General features: G+C 72.9%; 22 protein-coding genes. 7 read left to right on the forward strand and 15 right to left on the reverse strand.

Annotated elements, in window-relative coordinates; all coding sequences use genetic code 11:
• Positions 1-8: 8 nt before the first annotated feature.
• Positions 9-1,274: an FAD-dependent monooxygenase gene (locus tag ACFC0Z_RS28865; protein ID WP_376443925.1), complete on the reverse strand. Its 1,266-nt coding sequence runs from the start codon at positions 1,272-1,274 to the stop codon at positions 9-11.
• 101 nt (positions 1,275-1,375) lie between these two features.
• Here ACFC0Z_RS28865 and ACFC0Z_RS28870 point away from each other — a divergent pair, with 101 nt between their 5' ends.
• The 3 genes from ACFC0Z_RS28870 (at position 1,376) to ACFC0Z_RS28880 (ending at position 3,213) form a co-directional block, all read left to right on the forward strand.
• Entirely contained in the window at positions 1,376-1,981 is a 606-nt protein-coding gene (locus tag ACFC0Z_RS28870) for a TetR/AcrR family transcriptional regulator (RefSeq protein WP_376443928.1), read from the forward strand.
• A gap of 42 nt (positions 1,982-2,023) precedes the next feature.
• Positions 2,024-2,560 (forward strand): DinB family protein, encoded by a 537-nt coding sequence (locus ACFC0Z_RS28875; RefSeq protein ID WP_376443930.1) that lies wholly within the window; start codon positions 2,024-2,026, stop codon positions 2,558-2,560.
• 122 nt (positions 2,561-2,682) lie between these two features.
• Entirely contained in the window at positions 2,683-3,213 is a 531-nt protein-coding gene (locus ACFC0Z_RS28880) for a hypothetical protein (RefSeq protein WP_376443933.1), read from the forward strand.
• 70 nt (positions 3,214-3,283) lie between these two features.
• Here the strand turns inward: ACFC0Z_RS28880 and ACFC0Z_RS28885 are convergent, their stop codons facing one another.
• The 7 genes from ACFC0Z_RS28885 to ACFC0Z_RS28915 form a co-directional block, all read right to left on the reverse strand.
• Entirely contained in the window at positions 3,284-3,739 is a 456-nt protein-coding gene (locus ACFC0Z_RS28885; RefSeq protein WP_376444155.1) for a hypothetical protein, read from the reverse strand.
• Between the two features lie 91 nt (positions 3,740-3,830).
• Entirely contained in the window at positions 3,831-4,514 is a 684-nt protein-coding gene (gene ung / locus ACFC0Z_RS28890; protein WP_376443936.1) for a uracil-DNA glycosylase, read from the reverse strand.
• Between the two features lie 90 nt (positions 4,515-4,604).
• Positions 4,605-6,182: an ABC transporter substrate-binding protein gene (locus tag ACFC0Z_RS28895; RefSeq protein WP_376443939.1), complete on the reverse strand. Its 1,578-nt coding sequence runs from the start codon at positions 6,180-6,182 to the stop codon at positions 4,605-4,607.
• 148 nt (positions 6,183-6,330) lie between these two features.
• Positions 6,331-7,098 carry an SDR family oxidoreductase gene (locus tag ACFC0Z_RS28900; RefSeq protein ID WP_376443941.1) on the reverse strand — a complete coding sequence of 256 codons (768 nt, stop codon included), beginning with the start codon at positions 7,096-7,098 and terminating at the stop codon, positions 6,331-6,333.
• Between the two features lie 68 nt (positions 7,099-7,166).
• On the reverse strand, positions 7,167-7,928 hold the full coding sequence (gene fabG / locus ACFC0Z_RS28905) for a 3-oxoacyl-ACP reductase FabG (protein WP_376443944.1): 762 nt from the start codon (positions 7,926-7,928) through the stop codon (positions 7,167-7,169).
• A 181-nt stretch (positions 7,929-8,109) separates the two neighbouring features.
• Positions 8,110-8,493: a DUF3037 domain-containing protein gene (locus ACFC0Z_RS28910; RefSeq protein WP_376443947.1), complete on the reverse strand. Its 384-nt coding sequence runs from the start codon at positions 8,491-8,493 to the stop codon at positions 8,110-8,112.
• Positions 8,490-9,347, reverse strand: coding sequence for a HipA family kinase (locus tag ACFC0Z_RS28915; RefSeq protein WP_376443950.1), 858 nt, complete (start codon positions 9,345-9,347; stop codon positions 8,490-8,492). Before ACFC0Z_RS28915 ends, ACFC0Z_RS28910 begins: the two co-directional genes overlap by 4 nt.
• A 207-nt stretch (positions 9,348-9,554) precedes the next feature.
• On the opposite strand from ACFC0Z_RS28915, the gene ACFC0Z_RS28920 reads away from it, so the two are divergent.
• Positions 9,555-9,800 (forward strand): hypothetical protein, encoded by a 246-nt coding sequence (locus ACFC0Z_RS28920; RefSeq protein WP_376443953.1) that lies wholly within the window; start codon positions 9,555-9,557, stop codon positions 9,798-9,800.
• Positions 9,801-9,830: 30 nt separating this feature from the next.
• Here ACFC0Z_RS28920 and ACFC0Z_RS28925 read toward each other — a convergent pair whose 3' ends face one another.
• On the reverse strand, positions 9,831-10,826 hold the full coding sequence (locus tag ACFC0Z_RS28925) for a DUF1206 domain-containing protein (protein ID WP_376444157.1): 996 nt from the start codon (positions 10,824-10,826) through the stop codon (positions 9,831-9,833).
• Positions 10,827-10,853: 27 nt separating this feature from the next.
• On the opposite strand from ACFC0Z_RS28925, the gene ACFC0Z_RS28930 reads away from it, so the two are divergent.
• The gene (locus ACFC0Z_RS28930) at positions 10,854-11,156 is read left to right on the forward strand and encodes a hypothetical protein (protein WP_376444159.1); all 303 of its coding nucleotides are present in this window, start codon (positions 10,854-10,856) and stop codon (positions 11,154-11,156) included.
• Positions 11,157-11,267: 111 nt separating this feature from the next.
• Here the strand turns inward: ACFC0Z_RS28930 and ACFC0Z_RS28935 are convergent, their stop codons facing one another.
• From ACFC0Z_RS28935 to ACFC0Z_RS28960, 6 genes are read right to left on the reverse strand one after another with little or no spacing between them, the layout of a single operon-like run.
• Positions 11,268-12,512: a cytochrome P450 gene (locus tag ACFC0Z_RS28935; protein ID WP_376443956.1), complete on the reverse strand. Its 1,245-nt coding sequence runs from the start codon at positions 12,510-12,512 to the stop codon at positions 11,268-11,270.
• Entirely contained in the window at positions 12,509-13,741 is a 1,233-nt protein-coding gene (locus ACFC0Z_RS28940) for a cytochrome P450 (protein WP_376443959.1), read from the reverse strand. Before ACFC0Z_RS28940 ends, ACFC0Z_RS28935 begins: the two co-directional genes overlap by 4 nt.
• Entirely contained in the window at positions 13,738-14,406 is a 669-nt protein-coding gene (locus ACFC0Z_RS28945; protein WP_376443962.1) for an ATP/GTP-binding protein, read from the reverse strand. Before ACFC0Z_RS28945 ends, ACFC0Z_RS28940 begins: the two co-directional genes overlap by 4 nt.
• Complete coding sequence (locus ACFC0Z_RS28950; protein WP_376443965.1) at positions 14,387-14,743, reverse strand: DUF742 domain-containing protein; 357 nt, start codon at positions 14,741-14,743, stop codon at positions 14,387-14,389. Before ACFC0Z_RS28950 ends, ACFC0Z_RS28945 begins: the two co-directional genes overlap by 20 nt.
• Positions 14,740-15,141 carry a roadblock/LC7 domain-containing protein gene (locus tag ACFC0Z_RS28955; RefSeq protein ID WP_376443967.1) on the reverse strand — a complete coding sequence of 134 codons (402 nt, stop codon included), beginning with the start codon at positions 15,139-15,141 and terminating at the stop codon, positions 14,740-14,742. Before ACFC0Z_RS28955 ends, ACFC0Z_RS28950 begins: the two co-directional genes overlap by 4 nt.
• Positions 15,138-16,787, reverse strand: a complete 1,650-nt coding sequence (locus ACFC0Z_RS28960) for a sensor histidine kinase (protein WP_376443970.1) — start codon at positions 16,785-16,787, stop codon at positions 15,138-15,140. Before ACFC0Z_RS28960 ends, ACFC0Z_RS28955 begins: the two co-directional genes overlap by 4 nt.
• 827 nt (positions 16,788-17,614) lie before the next feature.
• Here ACFC0Z_RS28960 and ACFC0Z_RS28965 point away from each other — a divergent pair.
• Together ACFC0Z_RS28965 and ACFC0Z_RS28970 are read left to right on the forward strand one after the other, a co-directional pair.
• Positions 17,615-17,932, forward strand: coding sequence for a UBP-type zinc finger domain-containing protein (locus ACFC0Z_RS28965; RefSeq protein WP_376443973.1), 318 nt, complete (start codon positions 17,615-17,617; stop codon positions 17,930-17,932).
• A 424-nt stretch (positions 17,933-18,356) separates the two neighbouring features.
• On the forward strand, positions 18,357-19,235 hold the full coding sequence (locus tag ACFC0Z_RS28970; RefSeq protein WP_376443975.1) for a MurR/RpiR family transcriptional regulator: 879 nt from the start codon (positions 18,357-18,359) through the stop codon (positions 19,233-19,235).
• Positions 19,236-19,257: the final 22 nt, after the last annotated feature.

The following is a 19,257-nucleotide window of genomic DNA, read 5'->3' on the forward strand; positions in this document are numbered from 1 at the left end:
AGGTCAGCTTACGCCGGGTGGCCCGCGCGGGACGGGTCGGCGGCGGTCGGCGGACGCCAGTCGCAGATGCCGTCGAAGCCGCGCAGCGCGAGGCCGGGTCCGAAGCGGGAGACGGAGCGGACGAGCGCGGAGCGCAGGGCGACGGCGGGGCGGGCGGAGAGGAGCGTGACCGCTCCGGTGCGGGCGGCCTTGCGGACGATCGCGGTGGTACGGGGCAGGCGCTCGGCGGTGTACGCGGCGAGGGCGCGGCTCGGGACGAACGCGGGCGCGGAGCCCGTGTGGTGGGCGAGGAGGGCCGTGTGGCGGGCGGGGAGAGCCGCGTGGTGGGCGGGGAGGGCCGCGTGGTGGGCGAGGACGACGGCGTCCTCGACGGCCTGGTTCCCGCCCTGGCCGAGGCTGGGCATCATCGCGTGCGCGGCGTCGCCGAGGAGGGCGACCCGGCCCTGGTGGAAGGCCGGCAGCGGGTCGGGCAGGTGGTGGACGTCGTGGCGCAGGATCCGCGCGGGGTCGACGGCGGCGAGGATCTCGGGGACGGGGTGGTGCCAGTCGCCGAAGAGGCGCAGGAGTTCGGCCTTCTCGTCGTCGGGCGCCCGCCCTCCGGCGGGGGCGGCGGCCATGGCGTACGCGTAGATCCTGCCGTCCTTGAGGGGCTGGGTGCCCCAGAGACGTCCGGCGCCCCAGGTCTCGTGCGGGGCGAAGGGGCGCCCGGGGGCGGGGACGACGACCCGCCAGGTGGTGCAGCCGGCGTAGCGGGGGCCGGGGTGCCCGGGGAAGAGGGTGTGGCGGGTCGCGGACCGGATGCCGTCGGAGGCGACGACGAGTTCGGCCTCCATGTCCCCGTCGGGGGTGGCGATCCGGGCGGGCCGGTGGTCGTCGCCGGGGTCGGCGACGACGGCGGTGGTCCCGGTGCGGACGGCGCCGTCGGGGAGGGCCGAGGTGAGGATCTCGACGAGGGTCGCGCGGTGGAGGAGGACGAGCGGTCCGCCGAAGCGGTCGGCCGCGGCCCGCGCGTCGGTGCGGGCGAGCCAGCGTCCGTCGGGGGTGCGCATGCCGCCGTCGCCCTGCCAGGCGGCGAGCTCGCGGACGCGGTCGCCGAGTCCGATGACGTCGAGAGCGCGCTGGGCGTTGGGGGCGAGGCCGATGCCGGCGCCGACGGGTGCGAGGTCGTGGGCGCGCTCCAGGACGGTGACGTGCCATCCGGCCCGGTGGAGGGCGACGGCGGCGGTGAGTCCGCCGATCCCGGCTCCGACGACGACGGCGCGGTGCTGTTCCATGGCTGCTCCCTCGATCCCGCACTACAGGTGTAGTGAGTCCGACGCCCCGACCGTACTACAGGTGTAGTCGCGGTGACAGTGGCCGGTAGTACGGTGTCCGCATGACCGCACCAGCCCCGTCCGCCCCCACCCGCGCCGACCGGATCGGGGACGCGGCCCTCGACCTGCTCGTCGAGCGCGGCATGCGCGGGCTGACGCACCGGGCCGTGGACGAGCGGGCCGGGCTGCCCCAGGGGTCGACCTCCAACCACGCCCGCACCCGCCAGGCCCTCCTGGAGACGGCCGTCCGCCGCCAGGTCCACCGGGAGGCGCGGGTCCTCACCCCGGACGAGATGCCGGGCACCGACGGCGGCGCACCCGTGACCATCGACGCCCTGGTGGACGCCCTCTCCCTGGCCCTGCACCGCTACCTGACGGACCATCGCGCGCTGCTCGTCTCCCGCTACGAGCTGGCCCTGGAGGCCACCCGGCGCCCCGAGCTCCGGGCCTTCTTCGACGCCGCGGGCTCGGCGTTCCACGGACCGGTGGTGGCGATGATGACGGCGGCCGGATCACCGGCGCCGGAGCGGCACGCACTCTCGCTGGTCGCCTGGTGCGAGGGCCTGATGTTCTCCTGCGCCGCCGGGTCGTTCCACGCGGCCGTCCCGACGCGCGCGGAACTGCGCACCGGATTCCAGGAGTTGCTGCGCGGGATGCTGGGCGGCTGAGCCACCCGGGAGGTCTGGTGCGGCGGCCGCGCGTGGGAGACGATGCCGCACATGATCACCGAGCCGAACGCACCCACCACCCCTCGCGTCGACCCGTCCACCACCTCCGGCGAGCGCGAGGCGCTCGAACAGTGGCTCGACTTCCACCGCGCCACGCTCGCGCAGAAGTGCGAGGGGCTGGACGACGCCCAGCTGCGGACCCCGTCCGCCCCGCCCTCCGACCTCAGCCTCCTGGGCCTCGTCCGCCACATGGCCGAGGTCGAGCGCGGCTGGTTCCGCCGCACTCTGACCGGCGAGACGGTGCCCCCGATCTACCCCCGGGACGAGGACCCCGACAGCGACCTCCACCCCTCCGAGAAGGACACCTACGAGGAGGCGTACGCGGCCTGGCAGGCGGAGATCGCCGGTGCCCGCGAACTCGCGGCGGCCCACGGGCTCGACGACCTGAGCGTGCGGAAGGACGGTGCCGAGCCGTACAACCTCCGCTGGATCTACCTGCACATGATCGAGGAGTACGCCCGCCACAACGGCCACGCGGACCTGCTCAGGGAGCGGATCGACGGCGCGACCGGCGACTGAGAACGGCACGCTCCGGCCAGTGGCCTGATGGTGGTCAAGGCGGCTCCTCTCGTGGCACCCGTGCGGGGCATTCCCCGCCGGTAGGGGCGCGAAGATCACCACCGGACCAGCAGAGTGGCGCGGTGCAAGGAACCCGAACCACAGCGAAGATCCTGGTCGGGGCGGCCGTCGCCGCCCTGACCGGGTGCATCTCGGTGGACACGCCCCCGACGGTGCCCGCCCCCTCCCCCGCCCCGGCGGCCGAGTCCTCCGTCCTGCCCGCCCACGAGGTGGCGCCCCAGATCGTCGAGGGTCCGGCCCGCGAGGCCCTCGAAGCGGCGCTGCCCGACACTCCCCCGCCGGCCGCCGCGCCCCGCGTGACCCCGGCGCCCGAACCCGGGCCGCCCGCCCCCGTACCCGAACAGCCCCGGCGGAGGGCCGCCCCTCCGGCCCAGCAGCGGGCGCCGCGCCCCGAGGCCGCGCCCCGGCACCGGGAGAAGGAGGCGCACCCGGCGCCGCGGGCCTCCGTGCCCGAGATCGAGGAGCTGGCGAAGCTGCCGAAGAAGGCCCCGGTCTCCCGGGCGGACATCTGCGACCTGGGCGAACGGTACGGGGGCTGGGCGCCCGGCAGTGATCAGGCGAAGATCTGTCACGGCACGTACGGCCACCGGTGAGCGTTCCGACGCGGTCCGCCCCGGAACAGCCCGACCCGGCGCGCCGAACGACGGTCCCGCCGACTGACCGTCACATGGCGCGCAGGCGGATCTCCAGGCGCTCGATCGCGGCCCGCACCCCGTTCCCGTAACCGTCGTCGTCGAGCGTGTCCGACGCCGTGCGGGCCCGGTCCAGGTGGACCCGCGCGGCGTCCGGGCGCTGGAGCTTGACGTAGTCGGCGGCGAGGTTGAGGTGGAGCGAGGGGTAGAGCGCGCGGAGAGCCACCGCCGAGCCGTGCGCGGCGAGCCGCTCCTCCGCGAGTCCCTCGGCCGCGCTCAGCGCCCGCAGGTCCCAGGCCAGCTCCGTGTCCGGATCGTCCTGGGCGTCGGCCATGTAGTGGGCGAGGGTGCAGCGGTGCAGCGGGTCCCCGTCGGGCCCGATCTCCTGCCACAGCACCCCGAAGCGGTTCCGTGCCTCCTCGCGGTCCCCGCCGTGGAGCAGCATCATGGCCTGCCCGATCCTGGTCATGACACCGTCGTCCGACATCTGCTGCCGCTCGGTCACCGCGAACTCCACCCGCCGCTCATCCACTGGGACACTCGACGCTAACCGCACCCGGCCCGGATCGGGCCGAGGCTCAGCCGAGGTCGGGGATGCGCCAGTCGATCGGCTCGTGTCCCTGGGCCTTCACGGCCGCGTCGATCTGGGTGAAGGGCTGCGAGCCGAAGAATTTTCTCGCCGACAGCGGCGAGGGGTGGGCGCCCTTCACGACGACGTGCCGCTCCTCGTCGATGAGGGGAAGCTTCTTCTGCGCGTAGTTGCCCCAGAGGACGAAGACGGCGGGGTCGGGGCGCGAGGCGACCGCCGTGATCACGGCGTCGGTGAACTTCTCCCAGCCCTTGCCCTTGTGCGAGTTCGCCTCGCCGGAGCGGACCGTCAGGACCGCGTTCAGCAGGAGGACGCCCTGCTGGGCCCACGGCATCAGGTAGCCGTTGTCGGGGATCGGGTGGCCGAGCTCGGCCTGCATCTCCTTGTAGATGTTCCGCAGGGACGGCGGGGTCTTCACGCCGGGGCGGACGGAGAAGCAGAGGCCGTGCCCCTGCCCCTCGCCGTGGTACGGGTCCTGGCCGAGGATCAGGACCTTCACCTGGTCGTACGGGGTGGCGTCGAGGGCCGCGAAGACCTCGTCCTTCGGCGGGAAGACCGGCCCCTTGGCGCGCTCCTCCTCGACGAACTCGGTGAGCTGCGCGAAGTACGGCTTCCGCAGCTCCTCGCCGAGAACACCCCGCCAGGACTCGGGCAGCATGCTGGTGTCGGTCACGGTCAACAACCTCCGGTGGACGTTCCTGTCTACGTCCACGAACCTACCGGGGGCCACTGACAGTGACCCCCGGCGGCCCTTCCGCGGCCGCTACCAGCTGGCGAGGCGGTTCAGCTCCCAGAGCTGCATGACGGTCTGCGGGTCGAGGGCGCGCTCGGCACCGCCGATGTCCTCGCCGGCCGCGATGTACAGCTTGCCCTGCCACAGCGGCAGCAGGTGGACGTCCTGGACCATGATCTCCTGGGCTTCGACGAACTCGTCCGTGACGGTCCCGCGGTCGCTCTCGCGCCGGGACTTGGGGAGCAGCTCGTCGGTGATGCGGGGGCTGAGGTACGGCGTGCCGAGGACGTTCTCCTTGCCGACGAAGGGGGCGACGAAGTTGTCCGGGTCCGGGAAGTCGGGGAACCAGCCGCGGCCGAAGACCGGGTACTCGCCCTTCTGGTAGCCCTCCTGGAACTCCTTCCAGGGCTTGCCCTGGATCGTGACCTGGAAGAGACCGGAGTCCTCCAGCTGCCGCTTGAGCTCGGTGAACTCGGCGGCCGTCGAGGAGCCGTACCGGTCGGTGGTGTACCAGAAGTTCAGCTTCACGGGCTCGGTGATGCCCGCGGTGGTGAGGAGCTTCTTGGCCGCCTTGACGTTCGGCATGCCGTACTCGTCGAAGAACTTCGTGGTGTGGGCGGCGACGCCCTTGGGCACCATCGAGTAGAGGGGTTCGGCGGTGCCCTGGTAGACCGTGTTGACCAGTTCGTCGCGGTCGACGAGCTGGGCGATGGCCTTGCGGACGGCCGGCTTGGCGACGGTCGGGTCCTGGGTGTTGAAGACCAGGTAGCGGATGTCGGCGCCGGTGGACTCGACGATCTGGAGGCCCTTGTTCTCGGGCTTGTCCTCCTGGAGGTTGACGACCTCCTCGGCGGTGAGGCCGCGGTAGGTGGCGTCGATCTCGTTCTTCCTGAGCGCTTCGACCATCGCCTCGGACGCGTCGAAGTACTTGATCGTGACGCCGCCGTTCTTGCGCTCGGCGAAGCCCTTGTAGGTGGGGTTCTTCGTGAGCTCGGCCGTCTCGCGCTCGGAGTACGAGTCGAGGACGTACGGGCCCGAGCCGAGGACCTTGCCGTCGACGCGGAGCTTGTCGGCCGGGTACTCGGCGGGGTCGACGATCGACATCGCGGGGGTCGCGAGGACGAAGGGGAAGGTGGCGTCGGACTTCTTCAGCTTGAAGACGACCGTCTGGGCGCCGACGGTCTCGATCTTGTCGAGCGAGCCGAGCAGCCCGTTGGGGCCGCCCTTGTAGTTGATCCTGCGGATGCGCTCGATCGAGTACCGCACGGCCTCGGCGTCGAGCTTGTGGCCGTTGGAGAACTTCAGGTCGTCGAGGAGTTTGCACTCGAAGACCCGGCTGCTGGTGTCCGTGAACTTGCAGTCGGCGGCGTCCGACTGCGGGGACGTGCTGCCCGTGGGGAAACTCACCAGCGTCTGGAAGACATTCCGGAAAAGCTCCCAGGAATTGTCCCAGGCGGCGGCGGGGTCAAGCGTTGTCGGAGAACTCATCGTACCGATGACGATTCTCTGTTCCCCGGCGGATTCGCTGTCCGAAAAGACACCGCATCCCGCTATCAGGGATATGGACGCAAGGGCTGCAGCGGCCTGCAGACTGGTCCGGTTGAACACGTGCACGCTCCTCGTTCAGCCACGGGTCGGCCGACGATACCGCAGCACCCCGCCAGGTCAATCGTTGAGCCTGGCGGGGCACTTGAGGCATTCGACGTATAACCGGGGCCAATCCGGACACGGATTCCGGAAAGTGTCCGGTTATCGGTCACCCGACCCCGGCGTTCAGGAAAATACCGCCGTCCACGACGAGGGTCTGACCGGTGATCCACTCCGCTTGCGCCGAGGTGAGGAAGGCGGCCGCGCCCCCGATGTCCTCGGGGAGACCGAGCCGGCCGAGCGGATAGGAGGCGGCCGCCTCCGCCTCCCGGCCCTCGTAGAGCGCCTGCGCGAATTTCGTCTTCACGACGGCGGGGGCGATGGCATTGACCCGCACGAGCGGCGCGTATTCGTGCGCCAGCTGGAGGGTCAGGTTCACCATCGCGGCCTTGCTCATTCCGTACGCGCCGATGAAAGGCGAGGCGGAGACACCGGCGATGGAGGCGATGTTCACGATGGCGCCGCCGTGGTCCTTCTGCCAGGCGTGCCAGCTGCGCTGGGCGAAGCCGAGCGCGGAGATCACGTTGGTCTCGAAGACCTTGCGGGCCACCCCGAGGTCCAGGTCGGCCAGCGGGCCGAAGACCGGGTTCGTACCGGCGTTGTTGACCAGGAAGTCCAGCCGCCCGAAGCCGTCCATCGCCGCCTCGACGGCCGCGGCCTGGTGGTCCAGGTCGTGGGCCTTGCCGGGGACGGCGATCACCCGGTCCGCGCCGAGGCGCTCGGCGGCCTCCTTGAGGGCCTCCTCGCCGCGCCCCGTGATGACGACCCGGTCGCCGCGGGCGACGAGCGCCTCGGCGATGCCGTACCCGATGCCCCGGCTCGCGCCGGTGACGAGGGCGACCTTGCCGGAGAGCTCCGGCCGTTCGTTCGCTGTCATGCCCGCCTCTTCCTCTCGCTGCTCTCGCTGCTCTGACTGCTCTGGCTGCTCTGGCTGCTGTCGGCGCGTCAGTTGAGCGGGCCGCCGGCGACGTACATGACCTGGCCGGAGACGAAGCCGGCCTCGTCGCCCGCGAAGAAGGCGATGGCGTTGGCGACGTCCTCGGGGCGGCCCACGCGCTGGACCGGGATCATCGAGGCCGCGGCGGCCTGGAAGTCCTCGAAGCCCATGCCGACGCGCTCGGCGGTCTGCGCGGTCATCTCGGTGGCGATGAAGCCGGGGGCGACGGCGTTGGCGGTGATGCCGAACTTGCCGAGCTCCTTGGCCAGCGTCTTGGTGAGGCCCTGGAGGCCGGCCTTGACGGCGGAGTAGTTGGCCTGGCCGCGGTTGCCCAGCGCCGAGGAGGAGGAGAGCGAGACGATCCGGCCGAAGCCCGCGTCCACCATGTGCTTCTGACAGGCCTTCGCCATCAGGAAGGCGCCCTTGAGGTGCACGTTCATGACGATGTCCCAGTCGTTCTCCGACATCTTGAACAGCAGGTTGTCGCGGAGCACGCCCGCGTTGTTGACCAGGATGGTCGGCGCGCCGAGCTCGGCGGCGACGCGCGCGACGGCGGCCTCGACCTGCGCGGCGTCGGAGACGTCGCAGCCGACCGCGAGGGCCCTGCCGCCGGCGGCGGTGATCTTCTCGACCGTGTCCTTGCAGGCCGCCTCGTCGAGGTCGAGTACGGCGACGGCGCGGCCCTCGGCCGCCAGGCGGATCGCGGTGGCGGCGCCGATGCCTCGTGCGGCACCCGTGACGACGGCTACGCGCTGCTCGGTGGTGGACATGCTTGGTTCTCCTCGCCCTTGGATCGTCCGTGACGCGGCCGTTCCCGGTCGCCGCTCCTGCGTCCCGCACATGAGCGACCGCTTAGTATCGACCGCAGGACGAGACGCTAGAAGCGATGGCACCCGGTGTCAACGGCCCACCGGGTGCACCACGTCACTCCCCGTCCCCGGGCGGGTGCGCTCAGCGCACGAGGAGGTCGAGGAGGCGGTCCACCTCGGCGGCCGGGTCGGCGGTGAGGCCCGTGTGGACCGGTCCCGGCTGCACGACCGTGGAGCGCGGCGCGATCAGCCAGCGGAAGCGGCGCCCCGCGTCGTCGCGCGCCGCCTGGCCGGCGTCCTCGCCGCCCAGGCAGACCCCCTCGACCGCGCGCAGCGCCGCGCGGACCCCGGCGACGTCGGCGGCCGGGTCGAGGACCGCGAGCTTGGCCTCGTCCAGATGGGTGCGGGCGGCCACGTACGAACGGGCACGGCAGTAGACGACCACGCCCGCGTTGAAGCACTCGCCGCGCTCGACCCGCGGCACCACGCGCAGCAGCGCGTACTCGAAGACATCGCGGTCGGTCACGTGGTGCTGTCCTTCTCGGTGGGCTGCTGGGCCGACTGCGGCCGGGGGGCGAGACGCTCGGCCAGCCAGCCGGGCGGCTGCTGGGGCCGGTTCTCGGTACGGGGGCCGAGCGTGATCCGCTCGTGGATGGTGGCCGCGCGGGGCAGCAGCGCCTCGACGTAGGCCGCGCGCAGCTCGTCCGTGCTCGCGAAGCCGGGCTCGTCGACCAGCCACTCGTCGGGCACGTCCGCGGCCACCTCGTCGAGCAGCTCGCGGGTGACGAGCGGCGCGAGCTCGGCCGCCGCGGCGGCGATGTCCGGGCCGAAGGGCGCGAGGGCGTGGTCGGAGGCGTCGTACGGCTTCGCGGCGGAGGCCTGGGCACCGGGCCAGTTGTGGTGCCAGATCATCGTGGCGCCGTGGTCGATGAGCCACAGGTCGCCGTGCCAGACCAGCATGTTCGGGTTCCGCCAGGACCGGTCGACGTTGTTGATCACGGCGTCGAACCAGACGACCTTGCCGGCCTCCCGGGGGTCCACCTCGTACGCGAGCGGGTCGAAGCCCAGCGAGCCGGGAAGGAAGTCCATGCCCAGGTTGAGGCCGCCGCTCGCCTTGAGCAGCTCCTGCACCTCCTGGTCGGGCTCGGAGAGGCCGATCACGGGGTCGAGCTGGATCGTCACGAGCTCCGGCACCCGCAGCCCGAGCCGACGGGCCAGCTGCCCGCAGATGACCTCGGCGACCAGGGTCTTGCGGCCCTGCCCCGCGCCCGTGAACTTCATGACGTACGTACCGAGGTCGTCGGCCTCGACGATCCCGGGGAGCGAGCCGCCCTCACGCAACGGCGTGACATAGCGGGTCGCTACGACTTCCTGCAACACTTTCCCAGGCCACCCATCTCTTCAACCCTGCAATCCACGGAAGGCTTCTCCGGAGCGCAGAGGCCGGGAAAACGGGTCGACAGCGCTGGGGAGAATCTGGGGAGTTTCGGCCGGCAAGCCGATCTCCCACGCTCCCCCAGCGGACCGTCGATGGTGCCGCGCCCCTTGCTGCCGGCCTCCGGCATGAAGTGAGCATAGTAACCGGGAGTGATCACAGGCGGCCTCGATGTGTTGCGGTCGCGCAAGAACCGGGCCGTGCTGTCGTACGAGAACCGGCTGCCCGACCTGGTGGTGACCGTGGACGACGGGGCGGCGCCCGAGGACGACGCGGTCCTTGCCGAATCGGTCGGGCCGGCTCTGCCGGTGGTCCTGGACACGCTCACCCCCGCGGAGCGGCGAAGCCGCCGTGGACGTCGCCCGCCGTCGCCGGGTTGGCTTCGCGCGGCATGGTGAGGGAAACGCCTCGCCGAGATGCGTGCGGGCTCAGACGTCGCGCCACTTGGCCTGGCCGAAGGAGAACACCCCGAAGAGGACGAGTCCGACGGCCACGGCGACCAGGAGCCACGGCCCCGCGGGCGTCTGGGCGAAGGAGCGGATGGCATCGTCCATGCCCTTGGACTCCTTCGGGTCGAAGGTGACCGCCGCCCGCACGCCGAAGTAGCCCACCGCGCCGAAGACGAGTCCGCGCCCCACGCCTCCTCCGATTCCCGTCACGTCCATGAACCGCCGCTGGGGCTTCGTCATCCGGCCCCACGTGAGGTGCTTGCGGTAGGCGCGCAGTGCCGCCCGGCCCGCGGTCCACAAGCCCGCGCCGAGAAACCCCGCGGCCGCGGCGCCCACCCACCACTGCCCGCCGGGCAGAGCGAGAAGGCGTCCGGTGATGTCCTGGCTCTGCCGGTCGGTGGTGCCGGCCCCGCTGCCCCGGTAGCCGGCCGCGAAGGCCAGGACGAGGAACGAGGAGACCCCGTAGAACACGAACCGCGCGCCGGACAGGGCGCGCTTGCCCGCGCTGTCGCCCTTGGGCCCCGCCGAGCCGAAGAGCGCCTCGGAGAGCCGCCACGCCGCCATCCCGGCGAGTCCGACGCCCAGCGCCCACAGCAGCCCGGCCCCGAAGGGCGTCCCGGCGACCTCGGAGAGGGCCCCACCCCGGTCGGCCTGCTCGTTCGTGCCCGTCAGGCCTATGCGTACGGCCAGGACACCGACGAGCAGGTACAGCACACCACGCGCCGCGAAACCCGCCCGGGCACCCGTGCGTATGACGTCCCCCCGTGCCGCCCGCCTCGCGGCGGCCCACGACGAACCGGTTGTGGTCATGTCGGATCCTCCCCTTCCTCCGGGCCTCTCGTATGCCCCGAGCGCCCGCCTCGAATCACGGGGCAGAGGCGCGACCGCCGGTCGGCGGCAGGCGCTGCGGAGCTGACCCATGACCGCAGCGGCTTCGAGGCCCCGGCCGACGCAGTCCCCGACGACGATGCCGATGCGCCCGTCGGGCAGCGGCACCGTGTCGTGCCAGTCGCCGGCCACTTCGAGGGGCCGGACGGCCGGTTCGTAGCGCACGGCGGATCCCTCGGGCAGCCGGGAGGGGCCGAGGAGCGCCCGCTGGAGGGCGAGCGCGGTCTCCCGCTGCTGGTCGATCTGGCGGGCGCGGGTCAGCGCCTGGGCCAGACGACCGGCCGGCCGGCGAGGACAGCAGCAGAGCCCGTCCCGGTGACCCGAGAGGACGTCCTGGCGGCCTGCCGCACCGCCGCCGAGGGCCCGCTGGCCGGCGTCCTGGAGATCGACACGCTGAACCTCCTCGCCGCCGGCTGAGCCGGAGCCCAGGTGCCCGCGCGGACGGCCCGCGCCTCCTCCCCGGGGCGCGGGCCGTCTTCGTACCGCCGTGTCCGTCTGCCGTCCGGACGCCGTGTCCCTGCCGGGCCGTCAGGCCAGGTGCACCGGCAGGTCGTACAGGTCGTTCTGGGTCACGACCGGCTTGTTGCGCAGCTCCTCGCGCGGCACCGCGAGCCGCAGCCCCGGGAAGCGCTCGTACAGCGCCGGCAGCGCCACCCCGGCCTCCAGGCGCGACAGCGCCGCACCCGGGCAGACGTGCGGGCCGTGCCCGAAGGAGATGTGCCGGTTCGGGGTGCGGGTCACGTCGAAGGCGCCCGCGCTCTCACCGTGCTGGGCCTCGTCGCGGCCGATCGCGCCGAAGGACACCACGAGCCCCTCGCCCTTCGGCAGCACCTGGCCGCCGACCTCGATGTCCTCGGCGGCGAACCGGATCAGCACGTGCGAGGTCGGCGTCGACCAGCGCAGCGTCTCCTCGATCACGTTCTCCCACGGCACCTCGCCCTTGAGGACGAGCTCCCGCTGCTCCGGGTGGGTCTCCAGCGCCACCACGGCGTTCACGATGAGGCTGATCGTCGTCTCGTGGCCGGCCGCCACCATCAGCTGGAGGGTGTTGGTGATCTCCTCCGTGGTCAGCCGGTCGCCGTCCTCGGAGGCCTCGATCAGCGCGCTCGTCAGGTCGTCACCCGGCGTCTCCTTCTTCGCCGCCACGATCCCGGCGAACAGCGCGCCAAGGTCCGCCATCATCTGCGGGACCTCCTCCGGCGGCGTCTGCGTCGAGAAGAACTTGTCGAACAGCGCCTTCATCCGCGGGTGGTCCGCCGCGTCCACGCCCATCAGCTCGCTGATCACATTCATCGGCAGCGGGTAGGCGAACTCGGCCTTCAGGTCGACGGTCTCCCCGTCCGGACGCTCCGCGAGCCGGTCGAGCAGACCCGTCGTCAGGGTATCGATCCCGGCCCGCAGCCGCTCCACCCGGCGGGCGGTGAGCGCCTGTGCGACCAGGGTGCGCAGCCGCCGGTGCTCCTCGCCGTCCACGGTCAGCATCGACTTGCCGGGGTTGGCCAGGCCGATCAGCGGCCAGTCCAGCGGGATCTCGCCCCGCTGCCAGGCGCCCCAGACGCCGATGTCCTTGACCAGGCGCGCGTCGGTGAGCAGCGCGCGGGCCTCGGCGTGCCGGGTCACCGCGTAGACGGGGACGCCGCCGGGCAGCACGACCCGGGCCAGCGGACCGGCGGCGCGCAGCCGGGCGCCCTCGCCGTCGAGGTCGCCGACGAAGGGGTCGAGGACGATCGGCTCGGCACCCGAACCTGCGGTGTGGTCGAAGGGGCAGCTCATGCGTGGCCTCCAAGGGCGGGGGTCGGGGTGTACGTGACGGGGAGCGCGGTCAGTCCCCGCAGCCACGGGGACGGACGGCGGGTCAGGCTGTCCTCGGGCGCCGCCAGGTCCACGTCCGGGAGCCGGTCGAGGAGCACCTCGATGCCGGTCCGCGCGATGGTCTCGGCGACCTCCTGCGCGGGGAAGGGGCAGCGGTGCTCGCCGTGGCCGAAGGAGAGGTGGGCGTTGTTGCCGCCGGTGAGGGCGGCCCCGGCGTCGGCCCGTACGTGCGGGTCGGCGTTGGCGGCGGCGAGCCCGAGGAGCACCAGGTCGCCCCGGCCGATCATGCGCCCGCCGAGGTGGGTGTCGCGGGAGGCCCAGCGCCCAGCCACGTTCTGGGTCGGGGTGTCCTCCCACAGCACCTCGTTCATGGCCTCGCCGACGCTGTGCCGGCCGCCGGAGAGGGAGGCGGCGAAGCGGTCGTCGGTGAGCATCAGGCGCAGCGAGTTGCCGATCCAGTCGGCGGTCGGCTGGTGGCCCGCGGCGAGCATCACCATGAGGTCCTGGGCGACCTCCTCGACGGTGAAGCCGAGGGTGTTGCCGAGCATCCGGGAGGCCACGTCGTCGCCGGGCTCGGCCAGCTTGGCCGCCAGCAGCGCGCCCATCGACCCGGCGAGGTGCTGCTGCCCGGCCAGCGCGTTCTCCCGCCCGTTGATCATGTCGTTCATGGCGGTGACCAGCCCGGGGCCCTGCTCGTCGGCGAAGCCGTAGATGCTGGCGAGGACGCGGACCGGCAGCAGCGTCGCGTACTCGGCGATGATGTCGCAGGAGCCCTTGCCGCAGAGCCCGTCGATCAGCTCGTCGGCGAAGTGCTCGGCCCGCCGCTTGAGTTCGAAGGGGTCCACGGCCTCCAGGGCGGCGGAGATGACCCCGGCCCGCTCGCGGTGCCGCTCGCCGACGGTGTAGAGGATCGACGGCTGCTTGCGTCCGATCATCGGCAGCAGCGGCCAGTCGGCGGGGATCGCGTCCCACTGGTTCCACAGGTCGGAGTCGCGGGAGAACAGCGCCGGGTCGCTGGTGACCTGGTGGAGTTCGCGGTAGCCGAGCACCAGCCAGGCGGGCACGTCGCCGTCGAGCAGGACCGGGGCGACCGCGCCGTGCTCGCGGCGGATCCGGCGGTACAGCTCGGTCGGGTCGGTGTGGAACCGCGGTCCGCTCAGCGGGACGGGCGCGGGCTCGGTGGGGGTCACGGGGCGGGCTCCGGTATCGGTTCGGGGTGGGGCTGCGGGTGCGCGGCGTTCGGGCGCCCGCTGGGCTCGGTGATCGCCTTCAGGTGCTCGACGAGGGCGATCAGGACCTGCTTGCTCGACTCGCGCGAGCGGGCGTCGCAGAAGACCAGCGGCACCTCCTCGGCCAGGTCCAGGGCGGCCCGGATGTCGGCCGGGGAGTGCGGGGTGCCGCCGAAGTCGTTGCAGGCCACGACGAAGGGCGTGCCGTGGTGCTCCAGTCGGTCCACCGCGTACCAGGAGTCGGCGATCCGCCGGGTGTCGACGAGCACGACCGCGCCGAGCGTCCCGGAGAACAGCCGGTCCCACAGGAACCAGAACCGCTCCTGGCCGGGGGCGCCGAACAGGTAGAGCACGTTGCGCGCGTCGAGGCTGATCCGGCCGAAGTCGAAGGCCACCGTCGTGGCGGTCTTCGCCGTCACCCCGTCGGTGTCGTCGATCTCCTCGCCCGCCTGCGACATCGTCTCCTCGGTGTTCAGCGGGCGGATCTCGCTGACCGAGCGGACCAGGGTGGTCTTGCCGACCCCGAAGCCGCCGACGACGACGATCTTCAGCCCGTTGTCGGCGGTGCTGTCGAGGGCCCGGGGGGCGGGAGCGGCCGGCTGCGGTTCAGAGGTTACGGAGTCCAACGAGCACCTGCTCCAGGATGTCGTGATCGGGAAGGCGGTACGTGGAGGTGCGGGGGTGCCGCGCGCTGATCCGGCCGGTGTCGTGCAGGTCCGCCAGCAGGATGCGGGTGATCGACACGGGCAGCCCGAGCCCCGCCGCGACCTCCACCACGGCGGTGGGGAAGCGGCAGAGGCGCAGGATCGCCGCGTGCTCCGACTGCATGCCGGGCACCGGGTCGCACTCGGCGACGACGAGGGTGACCACGTCGAAGGCGGTGGACCCGGAGCTGCTGCGTCCGCCGGTGAGGGTGTAGAGCCGGTCGGGGGAGTCGTCCCGACCCGGCCTGACGCGGCTCATCCCCGGGGCCTCGCGACGAGGTGCTCGCCGAGCTGCTCGACCAGCTCGGTCATGTTGTGTCCGACGAGCCCGGCGTCGGCCTCCTCGTCGGCGACGAGCGCGAGGTGGGCGCCCTCGCCGGCCTCGACGATGAAGAGGATGCCGCCGTAGAACTCGGCCATCGCGGAGCGCACTCCCCCGGTGCCGTCGCCGAACTCGACGGAGGCGCCGTGCGACAGGCTCTGGATGCCCGCGGAGATCGCGGCGAGCTGGTCGGCCTGGTCGACGGAGAGCCCGGTGGTGCGGCAGAGCTTGAGTCCGTCGCGGGAGAGCACGAGGGCGTGCCGGGTGCCGGGGGTCCGCTCGAGGAGCCCCTCCAGGAGCCAGCTCAGCTTCTCGTCGGTGGTGGTGCCGGTCATCGCGGATCGCCTTCCGGAAGGGGGTGGTTCGAGGACGGCGGCGCGGCGGGGGCGACCGCCTCGTCGGGCGCGGAGCCGTTGCTTGCGGGTGCGGGGGCGGCGCCCTCGGGGGCCGCGGCCTCTTCGCGGGGGGCCTCCGCGCCGCGCACGGCCCGGTGGAAGCCGCCGAAGCGGGTCGAGGCGGTGGCCGCGTCGGCGGCGCGGGGCGCGGGCCGGGCGGCGGGGCGGGTGGCCTCCTGGTGCGCGGCGAGGGTCTTGCCGCGGCTGCGCCGGGGCAGCACGAGGCCGTCGGAACCCTCGGGACCGCCGGGGCCGGTGGCGCCGTCGGCCGGGGAGGCGTGGTCGGCCTCGGGCTCGGCGGCGGGCGCGCTCGCGGTGGAGGCGGTGGCCGCGGCGGACGGGGTCACGGTCCGGGCGGTGGCGCCGCCGGTGCGCGAGGCCGGGACGCCGGGCATCCGGGCGGGCGCGACGGGGGCCTCGGGGCCCTGGCTGATGATTTCCTGGGGCAGCATCAGGACGACGCCGGTGCCGCCGCGCGCGGAGGGCCGGAAGGAGACCGACAGGTTGTGCTTGCGGGCCAGCCGGCCGACGACGTGCAGGCCGAGCCGGGTGCCGGAGAGACCGGCGAGGTCCCGCGAGGTGGCGTCCACGGCGGCCTCGGCGCGCCGGAGCTGGACGTCGCCCATGGTCAGGCCGCTGTCCTCGACGGTGATGACGACACCGGCGGGGACCTCCTCCACGTACACGTGCACCTCGGCGCTGGGCGGCGAGAAGTTGGCGGCGTTGTCGAGGATCTCCGCGAGCGCGTGCATGACGCCCTCGGCGGCGTGCCCGGCGACGGCGGCCCCGCTCTTGGAGTGCAGCCTGACCCGCTGGTAGCCGGCGATGCGGCCCATGGCGCCGCGCAGGATCGACTCCATGACGATCGGGCGGGCCCAGCGGCGGCCGGAGCGGGCGCCGGTGAGGACGGCGACCGAGTCGGCGAGCCGGCCCGCCTGGGCGGTGCGGTGGTCGAGGTGCAGCAGGTCGGCGAGGACGTCCTCGTCGGCGTGCCGGTGCTCCATCTCGCGCAGGTCGGCCATCATGCTCGTGGCCAGGGCCTGCATCCGGCCGGCCGCGTTGGCGACGGCGGCCAGGGCGGCGGAGCGCGCCGACTCGGCGCGGCGGACCCGCTCCTCCAGGCGCGCCGCACCGGCGGCGTGCTCGGCGGCAAGGCGTTCGACCTCGGCGCGGTGGCCCCGCGCGAGTTCCTCGGCCTCTGCGCGGTGCCGGGCCACGAGGGCCTCGGCGCTGGCGGCGTGCGCGGCGGCCTCGGCCGCGGCACTGGCTTCGTGACGCTCCTTCAGCGCCTCGGCCTCGCGCTCGGCGGCGGCCTGGCGGTGGGAGGCGTAGGCGTCCTGGGAGGAGACCTGCGCGGCGAGCCGTTCGGCGCGCTTGGTCTGGATCCGCAGGGCGCGCGCGTACCAGGTGACGGCGCACGCGGCGGCTGAGAGCAGCAGAACGCCGCAGGCGGCGAACCAGGCGATGGGGAAACGCATGTCGGGCGGGGCCGCGGTGACCGCGGCGACGGTGAGCGCGCCGCCCGCTGCCGCGGTCAGCAGCGAGGCGATCAGGGCAGGACGGAACGGGGTGGGTGACGCCGACATCAACCGGACTCTCGAGAGCAGGCAGGGGAGGTGCGGGAACGACCGCACTATAGAGGCGATCTTGATCGCTTAGGAATCAGGGTGATCGGATTGGTACGTAGAACGGTATCCGGAGTGATCGAAAAGTTGCCATCAGGCCCTCAAATCACCCGCACTGACCGCTTGTCGGATATGACTGGGCGTCAACCGGAAGGTTGATCCCGCGTTCCGGCCGAGCCCCACGCGCGCACGCACCGCCGCGCTGCGCCCCCGGGCCGACGGCAGACTGCGCTCGCCCTCGCCCTCGCCGTCGCCGTCGTTCTGCTCGGCGCGGGCAGCTACACCTTTTCTCCATCGCCGACCAGCCTCGTCCGCGCCAGGACCTCGGACTGCTCCGGCTCTGAAGCGCGGCCCCGACCGGCAGGGCCGGAGGGTCGGCAGCGCCGACCACATGCGGATCCACGGCTTCGGCTTCTCGGTGGGCACCACCCACACCGCGGTCGACCTTCTCGCCCGTCTCTTGCGCCTTCTCCGGCGCGGGCCCAACCGTGTGGACGACCTTCCGAGCCGGACAATCTCGGGGTACGGGTGGTGGCCACACGGCGGCCCTCGACCTCTCCCGGGCCCACGGGCCGCCGCGCCGGGCGACATCATCGGCCGGACGGTCTCTGCCGAAGCGGTCGAGGAGCCCCGCATCCACCGACGCCTTCCGGTCCGAAGACGTAGGCACACGGATCCACTGCGAAAGGCGCGGTGACGGGGTCATGATGACGAGCGGGGCAGGCGGGGCAGGCGGGGCAGGCGGGAACAGTGGAGGGGCCGTCGCGGGAGACCGGGCGTCGTGGACGGTGGCGCCCGACCCCGGGCGCCCGTACGACCGCAGCTGTGAGCACCTCTCCGGCGTGGTCCGGCCGAGCGGACCCGTCGGCGGGGGCTGCGAGGAGTGCCTCGCCCTGGGCTGGTCCTGGTCGAGGCTGCGCTGGTGCGCCAGGTGCGGGCACGTCGGCTGCTGCGACAGCTCCCGGGGGCGCCACGGCCATGCGCACCACGCCGCGACGGGACATCCCGTGGCGCTGTCCCTCGACCCGGGCGAAGGCTGGGGCTGGTGTTACGTGGACGAACTGTTCCTGATCGAATCCCCGCCGCCCGAGGGCGATGCTTCCTGAACGAGCCAAGAAGCCGCCCGCCCCTCACTTCCGCGAGCAGTCACAGGACGGGAACGAGTGGGGCGGCCTTGACCGCGAAGGCGCGCGGCACGTCCGCCGCGGCCCGGAACGCCCGCCCGGAACCGTTGAACGCCGCCGTCGGCTGCGCCATGGACCCGTGGGGGGGGCGTCGCTGATGGGAGCGAGCACGGTTGCGCGGTCATGTGTCCCCGACCACGCGCGGCGGCAGGCACGGGTGGGGCGGTCGCCCCGGCCGCCCCGGCCGCCCCGCCCTCCCTTCGCCCCGGGCAGGACTGGGCAGATTCCGTAATGGGCGGTACATTCGATCCCTGAAACTCGCTTGTCTGAAACGTGGCAAACCGAAGGACGCGGCCTCGACGGCCGCCGTACGCCTTGGTGCTCCCACGCCGCAGAAGGGAACGCCATGAGCCCCACGCTGGCCGACGAGATCCGCAATCGGCTCGGAGAGCTGAGTCCCGCGGAGCGCAAGGTCGCGCGGGTGCTGCTGGCGGGCTATCCGGCCGCGGTCTTCGAGACCGTCGCCACGATCGCGGAGCGGGCGGGCGTGTCGGCGCCCACGGTGCTGCGGTGCGCCTCCCGGCTTGGCTACCGGGGCTTTCCCGACCTCCAGTCCGCCCTCCGCTCCGAACTCGACGCCCGCAACGCCTCGCCGATCACGCTCTACACGGCGGCGGAGTCGTCGAGGCACGAGGGGACGGAGGGGCCGCGGGGCGCCACCGCCACGCAGCTCGGCGAGCGCTCCTCGCTCGTGCGGCAGGCCGTCGCCCAGACCTTCGACGAGGTGGCCGCCCATGAGTTCGAGGACGCCGTCGGCCTTCTCTCCGACCCGCGCCGTCGCGTGCACGTGGGGGGCGGACGCTTCACGCACCTGATGGCCGAGTACCTGGGTCTCCACCTCACGCAGTTCCGCGACCAGGTGAGCTTCCTGCCGCACAAGGACGTCGAGCGGACCTCCTTCCTTACGCAGCTCACCCGACGCGATGTCACCGTGCTGTTCGACTACCGGCGTTACGAGGCGGACAAGACGCTGATCGCCGAACTGGCCCGGGAGCGGGGCGGCAAGGTCATCGTGTTCACCGACCCGTGGCTCTCCCCCGCCGCCGCCCACGCGGACGTCGTGCTCATCACCCAGGTCACCTCGGAGTCCCCCTACGACAGCCTGGTTCCGGCCCTGGCGGTGGTCGAGGCGCTCGTCGCCGCCGTTCTCGACCGTATCGGCGGCAGCGGCCACGAGCGCATGAAAGAGGCGGAGAGGGTCGCCCGGCGCACCGGCCTGCTGTGATCCGACCGTGCGCCGCGCTCGG

It is taken from the genome of Streptomyces sp. NPDC056144 (assembly GCF_042264145.1).
GTDB lineage: Bacteria > Actinomycetota > Actinomycetes > Streptomycetales > Streptomycetaceae > Streptomyces.

What these genes read in the sequence shown, in the direction of transcription:
- ACFC0Z_RS28865 (WP_376443925.1), bottom strand. Translation starts at nt 1,274, where the DNA reads ATGGAACAGCACCGCGCCGTCGTCGTCGGAGCCGGGATCGGCGGACTC.
- ACFC0Z_RS28870 (WP_376443928.1), top strand. Translation starts at nt 1,376, where the DNA reads ATGACCGCACCAGCCCCGTCCGCCCCCACCCGCGCCGACCGGATCGGG.
- ACFC0Z_RS28875 (WP_376443930.1), top strand. Translation starts at nt 2,024, where the DNA reads ATGCCGCACATGATCACCGAGCCGAACGCACCCACCACCCCTCGCGTC.
- ACFC0Z_RS28885 (WP_376444155.1), bottom strand. Translation starts at nt 3,739, where the DNA reads ATGTCGGACGACGGTGTCATGACCAGGATCGGGCAGGCCATGATGCTG.
- ACFC0Z_RS28900 (WP_376443941.1), bottom strand. Translation starts at nt 7,098, where the DNA reads ATGACAGCGAACGAACGGCCGGAGCTCTCCGGCAAGGTCGCCCTCGTC.
- fabG (WP_376443944.1), bottom strand. Translation starts at nt 7,928, where the DNA reads ATGTCCACCACCGAGCAGCGCGTAGCCGTCGTCACGGGTGCCGCACGA.
- ACFC0Z_RS28935 (WP_376443956.1), bottom strand. Translation starts at nt 12,512, where the DNA reads ATGAGCTGCCCCTTCGACCACACCGCAGGTTCGGGTGCCGAGCCGATC.
- ACFC0Z_RS28950 (WP_376443965.1), bottom strand. Translation starts at nt 14,743, where the DNA reads ATGAGCCGCGTCAGGCCGGGTCGGGACGACTCCCCCGACCGGCTCTAC.
- ACFC0Z_RS28955 (WP_376443967.1), bottom strand. Translation starts at nt 15,141, where the DNA reads ATGACCGGCACCACCACCGACGAGAAGCTGAGCTGGCTCCTGGAGGGG.
- ACFC0Z_RS28960 (WP_376443970.1), bottom strand. Translation starts at nt 16,787, where the DNA reads ATGTCGGCGTCACCCACCCCGTTCCGTCCTGCCCTGATCGCCTCGCTG.
- ACFC0Z_RS28970 (WP_376443975.1), top strand. Translation starts at nt 18,357, where the DNA reads ATGAGCCCCACGCTGGCCGACGAGATCCGCAATCGGCTCGGAGAGCTG.